Below are 12,897 nucleotides of genomic sequence, written 5' to 3'. Positions count from 1 at the left end.
CGGCCCTCGCGCGCTATCACGCGGGGGCACGCCTAATAAGGATCTCCTTCGATGAAATTTCTCGACCTTGCCAAGGTATACATCCGCTCCGGCAGCGGCGGGTCGGGCTGTGTCTCGTTCCGACGTGAGAAGTACATCGAATATGGCGGCCCTGATGGCGGTGACGGTGGCAACGGTGGTTATGTCTGGGCCGAAGCGGTCGATGGCTTGAACACGTTGATCGACTTTCGCTATCAGCAGCACTTTTTTGCCGACAACGGCCGCCCCGGCATGGGGCAACAGCGCACTGGCAAGTCAGGCGAAGAGATCGTGCTGCGTGTACCCGTGGGCACCGAGATTCTGGACGAAGACCAGGAGACCCTGATCGCGGACCTGACCGAAGTCGGGCAGCGCGTTCTGTTGGCCAAGGGCGGCAATGGCGGCTTTGGCAACCTGCACTTCAAATCCGCAACCAATCAGGCGCCACGTCGTGCCAATCCCGGTCTTCCCGGCGTCGAGCGCACCCTGTGGCTGCGGCTCAAACTGATTGCCGATGTGGGTCTTTTGGGCCTGCCCAATGCGGGCAAGTCGACCTTTTTGGCCGCCACGTCCAACGCGCGCCCGAAAGTGGCGGACTATCCCTTTACCACGTTGCACCCGAACTTGGGCGTTGTGGGCGTGGATGACGTGGAATTTGTGGTTGCCGACATTCCCGGTCTGATCGAAGGCGCGAGTGAGGGCAGGGGGCTTGGCGATCTGTTCCTTGGTCATGTTGAGCGCTGCGCGGTGCTTTTGCACCTGATCGATGGCACCTCTGGCTCTCCCATTGAGGACATGCAGACCATTATCCGCGAGATTGAAAACTATGGTGGCTTTCTGGCCGAGAAACCTCGCGTGACCGTGTTGAACAAAATCGACACGCTGGACGACGAAGAGCGTGTCTTTATTCAGGACGAGATCGAAGATGCCACGGGCGTTCGTGTGATGCTGATGTCGGGCGTCAGTCGCGAAGGAGTCACGGACGTGCTGCGCGCCTTGCGCGAAAAGATTGACGCCGACCGCTTGCGCGAAAAACGTCAAACCGAGGAGACGGAAACTTGGCGACCCTGACCACGGCCAAACGCGTTGTTGTCAAAATCGGGTCTGCACTCTTGGTGGACCGGACAAGTGGTGATTTGCGCCGTGACTGGCTTTTGGGGTTGGCCGAAGATGTAGCCGCACTAAAGAAACAAGGTGCCGACGTTATTCTGGTGTCTTCAGGCTCGATTGCTCTGGGTCGAGGTGTCTTGAACTTGCCGCGTCACGATTTGCCACTTGAGCAATCGCAAGCTGCGGCCGCCGTTGGTCAAATCCGATTGGCACGCGCCTATGAAGAGGCGCTAGCGCCGCATGGTATCACCACCGCTCAGGTTCTTGTGACACTCGAGGACAGCGCCAACCGTCGCCGCTATCTCAACAGCCGCGCGACGATGGAACAGCTTTTGTCGCTGGGCGTGGTGCCGATCGTCAATGAGAACGACACTGTGGCCACGGATGAGATCCGCTATGGCGACAATGACCGTCTGGCTGCGCAAGTCGCACTGACCACGGGTGCGGATATGCTGATCCTGTTGTCTGATGTCGACGGGTTCTATTCTGACAACCCCATGACCAACCCGAACGCGCGTCGCTATGACGTGATCGACGAGATCACGCCCGAGATCGAGGCCATGGCCGGTGAAGGCACGAGTGGCCTGTCCAAAGGTGGCATGATCACCAAACTTTTTGCTGCCAAGACGGCCACGGCGGGTGGGTGCGCCATGGCCATTACAGAGGGCAGCATCCAGCGCCCGTTGCATGCGCTTGAAAACGGCGCCAATGCCACATGGTTCACTGCTCAAGGCACACCGCAACAGGCCCGCAAACGCTGGATCAGTTCCATGAAGCCGCAGGGCGAAATCATCGTCGATGCAGGGGCGATCACGGCTCTGAAGAGCGGCAAAAGCCTGCTCTCGGCCGGAGTGCGCGACGTTTCAGGTGATTTTACGCGCGGCGACCCGGTGGCAATTCTTGGGCCGGATGGACACAAGTTAGGACAGGGGCTGGTGGCTTATGCCCAACCCGAGGCCGAGGCCATCAAAGGCGCGCATTCGTCGAAAATCGAGGGCATTCTGGGATATCCAGGTCGCACGGCCCTCATTCACCGGGACGATATGGCGCTCTAGGCTTCGTATTGCTAGAAGTACTCCCGCCGGAGGCATCCGGCATCGCAACACTCGCAAAGGACAGATCGATGAAAGACATCGCAGACATCCCCGCCCTGATGGCCCAGATTGGCGAACAAGCCAAAGCCGCAAGCGCGGTGCTGGCCTTTGCCCCGGCCGAGGCCAAAGAACTCGCGTTAACCGCTGCCGCTGACGCCGTCTGGGCCCGTCGCGCCGAGATCATCGCCGCCAACGCCAAGGATATGGAGTTTGGCCGCAACAAGGGTCTTTCAGACGCCATGATGGACCGGTTGATGCTGGACGAAGATCGCATTCAGGGCATCGTTGACGGCTTGCGGGCCGTAGCAGCGCAGGATGATCCGGTCGGCGAAGTACTGACTGAATGGGATCGCCCCTCAGGCCTCAATATCCAACGCGTGCGCACGCCTTTGGGTGTGGTTGGCGTGATTTATGAAAGCCGCCCTAATGTGACCGCAGATGCAGGTGCCCTGTGCCTCAAATCCGGCAATGCAGTCATCCTGCGTGGCGGCTCGGAAAGCTTTCATTCCTCGGGTGCAATCCACGCTTGTCTGGTTGAGGGGCTGAAGACAGCCGGCCTTCCCGAACACGCCATTCAGCTAGTGCCGACGCGTGACCGGGCCGCGGTACAAGAGTTGTTGACGATGGTAGACACCGTGGATGTCATCGTTCCGCGCGGTGGCAAGGGACTGGTCGGGCTTGTGCAGCGCGAGGCACGTGTGCCGGTGTTTGCCCATCTTGAGGGCATCGTGCACATCTACCTAGACGCTGCCGCAGAGCCGCAAAAGGCGCTGAATGTGGTACTGAATGCCAAAACCCGACGCACTGGAATTTGTGGTGCCGCTGAGTGCCTGCTGATCCATGAAGACCTTGTGGACACGCTGGGCCGTGCCGTAATTGGTGCCTTGGTTGACACGGGCGTCACTGTGCATGCGGATAAAACGCTGTCCAAGTTCAAGGGAACCATTCCTGCGACCGACGATGATTGGGGCAAGGAATACCTCGATATGGACATCGCGGCCCGTGTTGTTTCGGATGTGGATGGCGCGATTGCACATATTCGCGATTTTGGCTCGAACCACACCGATTGCATCATCACCGAAGACGACGATGTGGCCGCGCGCTTCTTTCAGCGGCTCGATAGTGCCATCCTGATGCGCAACGCCTCGACCCAGTTTGCCGATGGCGGTGAATTTGGTATGGGCGCCGAGATCGGCATCGCCACGGGCAAAATGCATGCGCGTGGACCGGTTGGGGCCGCCCAGCTGACCAGCTTCAAATACCTGGTGGTCGGAGACGGCACCACACGGGCCTAAAAGCTGAGCGAGAGGGTGTCGCCCTCTCGTGACACCCTCAACTCACGATCAGTGTCTCTGAGGATTTGAGGCAAGAGACCAAATTGCACACGCCCCGGTGTGATGTCAGCCACATGTTCTTGCCGTGTGAGGTCGCTCCATAAAACGCTGTCCACCGAGAGTTTGGGGCTGTCTGTACCGATCGACCAACTGCCTTTCGACTCGTGCACTGCCACTTTGCCACCGTATGGCAGAGCGGTTTCCATACACATCAGGGCCAGGAACACAGCACGCAGCTCTGTGCGATCCACATCGCGTACAACTTCCCACAGATAATGCACCCGCGCGCCCTCTGACAGATCAGTCAGCACCGTGCGCACCTCGTTTGATCCCACCATCTGGCCCTCACCGGCATAGCCAAAGGCAATGCGAAAAAAGCGAATGCGGGCGTTGGCATTGTCGACACTGTCCGAGATCAATTCCAACTCCGGACCAGTAGCCCCACTCATGCCGATCAACTCAATCCCATTGCCAATCGCCCCCACAGGGCTGATAAGGTCGTGACAAATCCTTGATCCGACCAAAGCGGAAAAATCCATATTATTCTGCGCCATGTCCGCCCCTGTAAGATGAGTGTTTAGCGATGGAAGACCTGAATGCCTTTTTGGAACCCGGAATGCTGGTGACGCACCCCGACCAGCCTGATTGGGGTACCGGGCAGGTGCAATCCAACATCAACGGCAAGATTACTGTGAATTTTCGCGAAGAGGGCAAAGTGGTCATCAATGGATTCCGTGTAAGTCTTGTGCCTGTTTTTGAATAAAAAGGTTACTGAGAGGTTAATGCAACCCCTAGTTGTGTTGAAGTTGCATTCTGAGCCAAGATGTTGCCAAGCGAACTGCCGCTCAGTATGAGAGCAGACAATCACGAAACCCTTTCAGATAGTGAGCCATGTCACCCCAGTTTTCTCTACGACTTGCCCGGTCCGCCGAAGACCTGAAGGCCGCGCAACGGCTGCGTTACAAGGTGTTTGTCGAAGAATTGGGCGGCCACGGCGAGATGGTGGATGATGAAAACCGTCTGGAACAAGACAAGTTTGATCCCCATTTTGATCACCTGATCCTGCTCGACGAGGGGCTAAACTGTGATCCAATAGACAAGGTGGTCGGCGTTTATCGTTTGTTACCCTCAGATCGCGCCGAAAAACTCGGGCGGTTTTACTCGGAAGATGAATATGACCTGACACGGTTGAAATCCAGTGGCCGCAAACTGTTGGAACTGGGCCGGTCCTGCCTGCATCCGGACTATCGCGGCGGCAAGGCGATGTTTCATCTTTGGAATGGTCTGGCTGACTATGTCTATGAAAATGAAATAGAAATCTTGTTTGGCGTGGCGTCGTTTCATGGGACCGATCCGCAAGAACTGGCAGCACCGTTGTCATTGCTGCACCACCGGCATCTGGCGCCGGAAGATCTGCGTACCCGCGCCCAAGCCGCACATTTTCAATCGATGAACCTGATCCCTGAGGCTGAAATTGATCGCCGCACGGCAATGCTCGCGGTGCCGGCTCTGATCAAAGCTTACTTGCGACTAGGTGGTTTTGTGGGTGAGGGGGCTTTCGTCGATCACGCCTTTAACACGACCGATGTGTGTTTGATCATGGACACAACGCGGATGAACGAAAAGCAAAAATCGTTATATACCAAAGGGTCACACGCGTGAGTTCAACTTGGGAGAGCGAAGAGGGCTATCCACCCAAACACCGTATCTCGGCTATGGGATGGGTACGTGTAGTGCTGCGTGGTCTGGTGTTGGCCATCTTTGTGTTCAGCTGTCTGGCTTTGCTACTGCTGGTGCGTTTGGTAGAAAAACCAGTTCACGGGTTGCACCGCCCCTGGACCCCATTCATCACGCAATTTGTCTGCCGTACTGCGTTTGTGGTCCTGGGCATGGGCTTTTCAAGCCGTGGAACGCTGATGGTTGAGCGGGGCGCTGTGGTGGCCAATCATTCCTCGTGGCTTGATATCTTTGCCCTCAACGCCCGCAAGCGTATCTACTTCGTGTCTAAGTCCGAGGTTGCTAAGTGGCCGGGAATTGGCTGGCTGGCCAAGGCCACCGGCACGGTGTTCATCAACCGCAATCCCAAAGAAGCCCGGCAGCAAAAAGAGGTATTTGAAGCGCGTCTGATGGCGGGGCACAAGCTGTTGTTTTTCCCCGAAGGAACGAGCACGGACGCAGTTCATGTTTTGCCTTTTAAACCAACGCTTTTTGCGGCGTTCTTCACGCCCGAATTGCGTGAAGAACTCAATATCCAGCCTGTAACTGTCATCTACCATGCCCCCAAGGGTGAGGATCGTCGGTTTTATGGGTGGTGGGGCGACATGGAGTTTGGTGAACACCTGTTAAAAACGCTGTCGCAAAGCCCGCAGGGTCGCGTTGAGTTGATCTATCATGAGCCTGTTGCAGTGCGCGATTTCCCAACCCGCAAAGCCCTGGCGGCTCACTGCGAGGTCGTGGTCCGCGGCGCGCACAGCTTGATGGAAAATACTGACCCAGCCACCTAGAACTTCCAGCGCGCGCCAATTTGCCAGACTGAGGCATCCTGATAGGTGGTGGGGCTGGTGTCCTCATAGGAAAACTCTTTGTAGCCGATATAGGCCTCAAGGCGCTGGCGGTCGAAATTCTGGATCAGGGACAGTCCCCACATGTCGGACTCTGAGCCACTGGTGAGATAATCACTGCCCCGAAACACCTCGGCCATAATCCGGGTGTCCCCAACCGCGACCAAGGCTCCGCTCCAGCCGGCCTTGACCCAGGCGTAGTCCCCGGTGCCAGAGTTGTTTTGCCCACCGGCCACAGTCAAGTCCAACCCGGTTTGGTCATCGCGCATTGAGATAGATCCTGCAGTTTCCTGCAACGTCCCGCCGCCATCTACGTCCGTGTAAGCCGTGCCCAAGGCGCCCTTGACCTCAAACCGGTCAAACCGCTGATAATACCTCAAGGCGACATCATAGTAGCGATCATCGACGCCTGATTTCAGCACCTCCCGTCCGTAGGAACCACCAATGGAAAATCCTGCAAATGAGGGGCTGTCATAACGCAGGCGGAAGCGGCGCCCATTGTCGAAATTGTCAAAAACACTGCCGAGGTTGATGCCGGTCAGGTTCCCGGCGCCGTCGCGAAACTCGTAAGACCCAAAAAGCTCGTTGATATTGGATTTGGCAACGATAGCGGCATCCCCCAAATCGACCTCGGCACCGCCGTCCATGTTCATACTACCCTGGCCGATGCGAAATTCCCCGATTGGGCTGTTATAGCGTATCTGAACTTTCCTCAGATCGGTGCGATCCCAATCAAAAAAATCTGGTTTGTTGATCTGGCTGGTCTTGGTGGAGGGGCGGAATCCCAGCCCAGTTTCAAAGTGGAACGACACCGGGCTTTGTCCGCGCAGATAGAAACCAAAACGGCTTCCGGCGCTTGTAACATCCACAAGCGTGGACGTGGTACTCTCACCATCGTCAAAGATCTGCTCGGCAAAGTGAAACCAGCCATACCAGGAAAACTCGGTACCATTGCCGAAGCTGTGTGTGTTGCGCTCTGCGGTCGCCATACTGGCAAAAACCAACGCGTAGATTAGCCCACTGGCAAACAGGTGCTTTTGCATGACAAACGGCCTTTCCCGGTCCCTCAGGCCAGTGTAAATCAACTCTGGCCTGCGTCAGGTGCTTTTTTCACCGTTTTGATGAGTATTAGCAGCTCTTGGGGCTTGTCATCCCACAATACCTAAGTTAAACGCGCGCCATTCAAACCCGCAGGCGGGGTTTGGGTCGGGCAGGGGAGACATCCCTGTCGGTCCGCCGGTTGTCCCAAATCCTTGGGATCATCCTCCCCGCCAAGGCGTAAACCGGAAAAGGAAATACAAGCATGGCTCTTCCCGAGTTCACCATGCGCCAGCTGCTGGAAGCAGGCGTACACTTTGGCCACCAAACGCAACGCTGGAACCCCCGTATGGGCGAGTTCATCTATGGTGCGCGCAATGGCATTCACATCATGGACCTTACTCAGACCGTTCCAATGCTGGACGCCGCTCTGAACGTCATCCGTGAAACTGTCGCCAAGGGCGGCCGCGTTCTCTTTGTTGGCACCAAGCGTCAGGCTTCGGCTCCGATCGCTGATGCTGCTGAGAAATGCGCACAGTATTACATGAACCACCGCTGGTTGGGCGGCACGCTCACCAACTGGAAAACCGTTTCGCAGTCGATCAAACGTTTGAACGAAATTGACGAGAAGCTTTCGGATGGCGTTGAAGGCCTGACCAAGAAAGAGCGTCTGGGCATGGAGCGTGACCAGGGCAAACTGCAAGCGTCGCTCGGCGGTATCCGCGAAATGGGCGGTGTTCCTGATCTTTTGTTCGTCATTGACGTGAAAAAAGAAGCATTGGCCATCGCCGAAGCCAACAAACTGGGTATCCCGGTTGTGGCCATCGTCGACACCAACTGCTCGCCTGACGGTGTAGACTACATCATTCCCGGCAACGACGACGCAGCCCGCGCCATCGCGCTTTACACCGATCTGGCGGCCCGCGCTGCTCTGGACGGCATGTCGGCTCAGCTGGGTGCCGCAGGCATCGACCTTGGCGCCATGGAAGAAGCGCCAGCTGAAGAAGCCGCTGCCGAAGAGGCCCCCGCCGAAGCTCCTGCTGAAGAAGCAAAAGCCGAAGCGTAACAAACCTTTTACGGGGGCAGGGTAAGCCCGCCCCCGGACCCAATACGATTTATGAGGAGAGCCAAGATGGCGATCACAGCAGCTATGGTCAAAGAACTGCGCGAAATGACGGGCGCAGGCATGATGGATGCGAAAAAAGCTCTGACCGAAAATGATGGCGACCAGGAAGCAGCAATTGATTGGCTGCGCACCAAAGGTTTGGCCAAAGCGGCCAAGAAATCGGGCCGTATCGCCGCCGAAGGTCTTGTGGCCGTGAAAGTAGATGGCGGCAAAGGTGTCGCGGTTGAAGTGAACTCGGAAACCGACTTTGTTGGTAAGAACGCCGACTTCCAGGCGATGGTTGGCGGAATTGCAGACGTTGCACTGACCGTTGCTGACACCGAAGCTCTGCTGGTTGCAGACATGGGCGGCAAAGCTGTCAAAGACGTTGTGACCGACGCAGTTGCGACAATCGGTGAGAACATGTCGGTTCGCCGCATGGCAACCGTCGAAGGCGAGACCGTTGTGTCGTATGTCCACAACTCGGCTACTGCCGGTATGGGCAAAATTGGCGTTCTGGTTGCTCTTAAGGGCGGCGACGAAGGATTTGGTAAGCAAGTTGCAATGCACATTGCAGCCGCCAACCCACAGTCTCTGTCAGAAGCAGACCTGGACCCAGCCGTTGTTGAAAAAGAGAAAAACGTTCAGATCGAGATCGCACGTGAATCGGGCAAGCCCGAGCAGGTGATCGAAAAGATGATCGTTGGCCGCATGAAAAAGTTCATGGCCGAAGTCACTCTGCTGGGCCAAAGCTTTGTCATCAACCCTGACCTGACGGTCGAGGCTGCTGCCAAAGAAGCCGGCGCAGAGGTTCTCGGATACGTTCGCATGGAAGTGGGCGAAGGCATCGAGAAAAAAGAAGAAGACTTTGCTGCTGAAGTTGCGAAAGCTGCTCAGGGCTAAGCCTGCTCTTCATCACTGATTAGAACGCCGTTCACAAGTTTTGTGAGCGGCGTTTTTCTTTGAGGTTTTTCGTAGAATCGGGTGCTGAAATGGATGGCGGCGCCGCCCGGGAAAAGGCAACGCCGCCGAATTTCGAGTGCCCATAGCATGGGGATGAAGGACACCACGAAAGTTTGCCAATACAGACACGACAATAAGTACCCACGTCAGCAACCGGTAAACCGGCAAGGGATCAGGGCTTTGTAATCTCAAAGATGATTCCCCAATGTTCCAAGGCAAAAGCCACCACTCACGGAACGCGCTGAGTCTGTCAGATTTACCTAAGGTAAGGCAAGTCAGGGAAACCCTACTTTTGACGCTTTTCTGCGTCAACCTTGGTCAAGCCGATAAATTTGTCGCAAAAATGAGGCCTTTAGGAGCGCCTGAGCGGTCGTCTGCACGTTCAAAGCCGCACGCGCGAGGCGCAAATGCTTTTCAACTGTCGCCGGAGTTCGACTTATGAGAAGCGCAATATCCTGGACTGATTTGCCTTCACCGACCCATTCCAACACCTCGCGCTGTCGACTGGTTAGCGACCGGGGGGAATAGTCATAGGGCAGGGACATGATTTTGAGATGCGCCACCTGGTTGATCAACTCAATGGTCCGCCCATTCGCTTCCCAAATCTCGTCTACTTCTTTCTGTGAGACGCCGGGTGCTGCAACCAATGACATCGCGCCTTTGACGCGGCTGGACATGCTGGGAAAGCTGATCGTGTAGCCAGCTGTCACGCCCATTTCTTCATTGACCCGCAAAACTTCTTTCTCTCCGGCGCTCAATAGGCCTTTGTCAGCGCGGTCTTGGACCCAGGACCAACTGCAGGCGCCGGAATTGTTCAGCGTCCACGGCATCATCGGCGCGTCGAAATACAAACCATCACCCAGGAACCGATCAAGATAGGATTGATCGTGGTTTGACAGGATGATGAAGTCTTCCGCTTCGCCGAGCGATTGGTTGGTCCGGAAACTGGTGTAGCCATAGATCAGCCGGTCAAAGCCGAATTCTGCCATGCGTGACGTGTGGCGGTCCCAAAGAGCTTCGAGGCTGACGGATTGTGTCAGGGTCTCAATGTAATCAAGTGTCATGAGGCGCTGTCCAGATGCGCCTTAAGTGCATCGATCGCCAGTACATAGCCGTGACTGCCAAATCCGCAGATTTGTCCCAATGCGACCTTGGAAAGATAGGATTTGTGGCGGAATTCTTCACGTGCATGGATGTTGGACAGGTGGAGTTCGATGACTGGCAGTTCAACGGACGCAACAGCGTCCATCAGCGCGATCGACGTGTGGGTGTAGGCGCCTGCGTTCAGAATAATGCCGTCAAAGGTATTGCGTGCGTCATGAATAGCATCGACCAAGGCACCCTCGTGATTGGACTGAAAACAGCTCACCGAGATGTCTCTCGACGCGCCATGTGCGACGCAGGACTCTTCAATCTCGGCCAATGTTGTTGAACCGTAGACCTCGGGTTGACGTGTCCCAAGAAGATTAAGGTTTGGGCCGTTCAATACCAGTATCGACGTCATAACTATCCCCGTAAGAAGCCGTTGACTCGGTTATAGGTCGGCAATTGCGGCTGTCCAGCGGCAGCGCTGGGAATAATTCGGTATTATGACCCAAGGGCAACGCGTTAGGTCTGGTCGGGTAGGGGCGTCATACTACAATTTCCGTTGTTCCATCACCGCGTAAGGTTGCTTCCAAAAGCTCCAGATCATCTGAGCATTCGCAATACTGAGTGATCATTCCGGGCGGGATTACAAAGGCATCACCGGGCTGCAAATCACGGGGGTCCTGGCCATCTGCAACCAAAGTCATGCGGCCTTGCATGACAAATGTGAAATGAATGTCCGAGTCGTGACGTGTTCTGGGCGGTTCACCACCCTGAAAACAGGCAACCTGAATGCCGGCAACACCTTTCGTACCCTCGGAAATGCCAGTGTCGCGACACGTGAATCCCGGAATGCGGAAAGGTGTCCAGACGGCTTTATCCTTGATATGATGAACAAATTTCTGACCTTGCCATTCTCGATCAGGATCCCCTTGGCCGTTTGGTAAGGTCATCTCGTGGTCTATTGTCGTCACGTGCTCTGCTGGAACTCCAATCTCGATAACCTCGATATTGGGTGAGGCGTGACAGACGCGGTGGCGGATTTCAGGAGGTTGAATCACGCAGTCTCCGGCCTCAAGACGCATCATCTCGTCGCCTTGATCTTCATAGAGCACATCGACCCATCCTTTGTAGCAAAAGATCAGCTGAAATCCGACCGTATGATAATGCACAACGTCCGGAACCGGTCCGCCATCGGGAATGCGAATATGGCTGGCAATGATTGATCCGCCCAGTCGCGTTGGGACAAGATCGCGGTAGTGCATGCCAGCGCGGCCGATGATCCATGGTGCTTCATCGCGCAGCCGACGCACAGAAAACTCATGGTGTGTAGGGGGTTGCTGCACCACGGGCGTCAAACGGTCAATTTCAACCCTTGTGCCGTTTGGCGCGGTGATCGACGTCTGACCGTCGGCAAAACCCGCGACGTCATCTGTCAGAATGCGCAACACACCGGGATCAACTTTGGCACCTTTGCGTATGCGCAATGCAATCCCATGGCCGGAAAAGCTGGCTTCGGTGGGATCGTCAGCAGGAAAAATCGAGTCCATTCGAAATCCAAGAGTCTTTGTATAGAATGGAATGTCGTCACGGATTTCATCTGTTGGCAGCAGGATTTCTGCCTTGATGTCTGCGTTTGTCATCAAATGGCCCTTGGCGTCTAAGTGAAAGCTCTGGTGCGTCTGACCGTACACAGGGGGCTTGGTAATTCCAATATTGCGCTGTAATTTGAGCTAAAGGCGCATCTAATATTTACATAATACTGATTATCGGAACTACTTAGTCTCCCAAACGTAAATCAAATATCTAGCAATACACTGATATATCAGCGCCTTAGCTCCCCAACCTAAACTGCTGAAAGCTGCAGGCCGCTCCGATTATGTAAACAAGCCTACCCCAGCGCGTATCCCGCACCACGAACTGTGCGCAGCGGATCAGCGCCGCCATAGACGCATAATGCTTTACGCAGACGCCCGATATGGACATCAACCGTGCGACTGTCGACATAGATATCGCGCCCCCAGACCCGATCGAGCAGCTGCTCGCGGCTCCAGACACGTCCCGGCTTTTCCATGAAGGTCGATAGCAGTCGAAATTCTGTCGGTCCGAGCTTCAACGGTTCCTCGCCACGGGTGACGCGATGGGTTTCGGCATCCAGTACGATATCTTCGTATTCAAGGCGCAGGCCGACCGACGCTGGACGCACACGGCGCAGCTGATTGCGGACCCGTGCCATCAATTCCATGACCGAATAGGGTTTCACAACATAGTCATCCGCCCCGGTTTCAAGCCCCCTCACACGGTCCACTTCTTCTGAGCGCGCGGACAGCATGATGACGGGGATGGTTGCGGTCTCATTGCGCGACTTCAGGCGTCGGCAGATCTCAATCCCGGACGTGCCCGGCAACATCCAGTCAAGAACAATGATGTCGGGCGCAGTTTCGGCAACCAGCAACAATGCCTCGTCGCCATCAGCCGCCTTGACCACATCGAAACCCTCGGCCTCAAGGTTATAGGACAGCACCTCGCGCTGCGCGGGTTCGTCTTCGACGACAAGGACGGTGGGGTGATCCTGTGCCATTGGCTGT

Annotated in this window: 14 protein-coding genes; 8 read left to right on the top strand and 6 right to left on the bottom strand. The window is 55.8% G+C overall.

Features of this window, described 5'->3' with window-relative positions; genetic code table 11:
• Positions 1-51: 51 nt before the first annotated feature.
• From obgE to Q0932_RS16695, 3 genes are all read left to right on the top strand, one after another.
• Positions 52-1,089 (top strand): GTPase ObgE, encoded by a 1,038-nt coding sequence (gene obgE, locus Q0932_RS16705; RefSeq protein WP_299355717.1) that lies wholly within the window; start codon positions 52-54, stop codon positions 1,087-1,089.
• Positions 1,077-2,183: a glutamate 5-kinase gene (gene proB, locus Q0932_RS16700; protein WP_299355715.1), complete on the top strand. Its 1,107-nt coding sequence runs from the start codon at positions 1,077-1,079 to the stop codon at positions 2,181-2,183. The genes obgE and proB overlap by 13 nt, the downstream gene beginning before the upstream one ends.
• Positions 2,184-2,251: 68 nt before the next feature.
• Positions 2,252-3,517 (top strand): glutamate-5-semialdehyde dehydrogenase, encoded by a 1,266-nt coding sequence (locus Q0932_RS16695; RefSeq protein ID WP_299355713.1) that lies wholly within the window; start codon positions 2,252-2,254, stop codon positions 3,515-3,517.
• Here Q0932_RS16695 and Q0932_RS16690 read toward each other — a convergent pair.
• Positions 3,514-4,110: a histidine phosphotransferase family protein gene (locus Q0932_RS16690; RefSeq protein WP_299355711.1), complete on the bottom strand. Its 597-nt coding sequence runs from the start codon at positions 4,108-4,110 to the stop codon at positions 3,514-3,516. The genes Q0932_RS16695 and Q0932_RS16690 overlap by 4 nt on opposite strands.
• A gap of 29 nt (positions 4,111-4,139) precedes the next feature.
• On the opposite strand from Q0932_RS16690, the gene Q0932_RS16685 reads away from it, so the two are divergent.
• The 3 genes from Q0932_RS16685 to Q0932_RS16675 all read left to right on the top strand — a co-directional run bounded on the left by Q0932_RS16685 (position 4,140) and on the right by Q0932_RS16675 (position 6,060).
• Entirely contained in the window at positions 4,140-4,319 is a 180-nt protein-coding gene (locus Q0932_RS16685; protein WP_299355709.1) for a DUF3553 domain-containing protein, read from the top strand.
• A gap of 128 nt (positions 4,320-4,447) precedes the next feature.
• Positions 4,448-5,218, top strand: coding sequence for a GNAT family N-acyltransferase (locus tag Q0932_RS16680; RefSeq protein WP_299355707.1), 771 nt, complete (start codon positions 4,448-4,450; stop codon positions 5,216-5,218).
• Positions 5,215-6,060: a lysophospholipid acyltransferase family protein gene (locus tag Q0932_RS16675; RefSeq protein ID WP_299355705.1), complete on the top strand. Its 846-nt coding sequence runs from the start codon at positions 5,215-5,217 to the stop codon at positions 6,058-6,060. Before Q0932_RS16680 ends, Q0932_RS16675 begins: the two co-directional genes overlap by 4 nt.
• Here Q0932_RS16675 and Q0932_RS16670 read toward each other — a convergent pair.
• Positions 6,057-7,160, bottom strand: coding sequence for a porin (locus tag Q0932_RS16670; protein ID WP_299355703.1), 1,104 nt, complete (start codon positions 7,158-7,160; stop codon positions 6,057-6,059). The two genes, Q0932_RS16675 and Q0932_RS16670, sit on opposite strands and share 4 nt — an antisense overlap.
• 260 nt (positions 7,161-7,420) lie before the next feature.
• Here Q0932_RS16670 and rpsB point away from each other — a divergent pair, with 260 nt between their 5' ends.
• Both rpsB and tsf read left to right on the top strand, forming a co-directional pair.
• Positions 7,421-8,221, top strand: coding sequence for a 30S ribosomal protein S2 (gene rpsB / locus Q0932_RS16665; RefSeq protein ID WP_299355701.1), 801 nt, complete (start codon positions 7,421-7,423; stop codon positions 8,219-8,221).
• A gap of 66 nt (positions 8,222-8,287) precedes the next feature.
• A complete protein-coding gene (tsf, locus tag Q0932_RS16660) occupies positions 8,288-9,163 on the top strand; it encodes a translation elongation factor Ts (RefSeq protein WP_299355699.1) in 876 nt (291 codons plus the stop codon).
• A 368-nt stretch (positions 9,164-9,531) separates the two neighbouring features.
• On the opposite strand, the gene Q0932_RS16655 is transcribed toward tsf, so the two are convergent.
• The 4 genes from Q0932_RS16655 to phoB all read right to left on the bottom strand — a co-directional run bounded on the left by Q0932_RS16655 (position 9,532) and on the right by phoB (position 12,890).
• Positions 9,532-10,287, bottom strand: a complete 756-nt coding sequence (locus Q0932_RS16655) for a LuxR family transcriptional regulator (RefSeq protein WP_299355697.1) — start codon at positions 10,285-10,287, stop codon at positions 9,532-9,534.
• The gene (gene aroQ / locus Q0932_RS16650) at positions 10,284-10,727 is read right to left on the bottom strand and encodes a type II 3-dehydroquinate dehydratase (protein WP_299355695.1); all 444 of its coding nucleotides are present in this window, start codon (positions 10,725-10,727) and stop codon (positions 10,284-10,286) included. The genes Q0932_RS16655 and aroQ overlap by 4 nt, the downstream gene beginning before the upstream one ends.
• A 127-nt stretch (positions 10,728-10,854) precedes the next feature.
• Positions 10,855-11,952, bottom strand: coding sequence for a cupin domain-containing protein (locus Q0932_RS16645; RefSeq protein WP_299355693.1), 1,098 nt, complete (start codon positions 11,950-11,952; stop codon positions 10,855-10,857).
• Between the two features lie 248 nt (positions 11,953-12,200).
• Positions 12,201-12,890: a phosphate regulon transcriptional regulator PhoB gene (gene phoB / locus Q0932_RS16640; RefSeq protein WP_299355691.1), complete on the bottom strand. Its 690-nt coding sequence runs from the start codon at positions 12,888-12,890 to the stop codon at positions 12,201-12,203.
• Between the last annotated feature and the right edge of the window lie 7 nt (positions 12,891-12,897).

This window comes from uncultured Shimia sp. (assembly GCF_947498095.1).
Lineage (GTDB): Bacteria > Pseudomonadota > Alphaproteobacteria > Rhodobacterales > Rhodobacteraceae > Shimia.
This window is presented reverse-complemented; position numbering and strand designations above follow the sequence as displayed.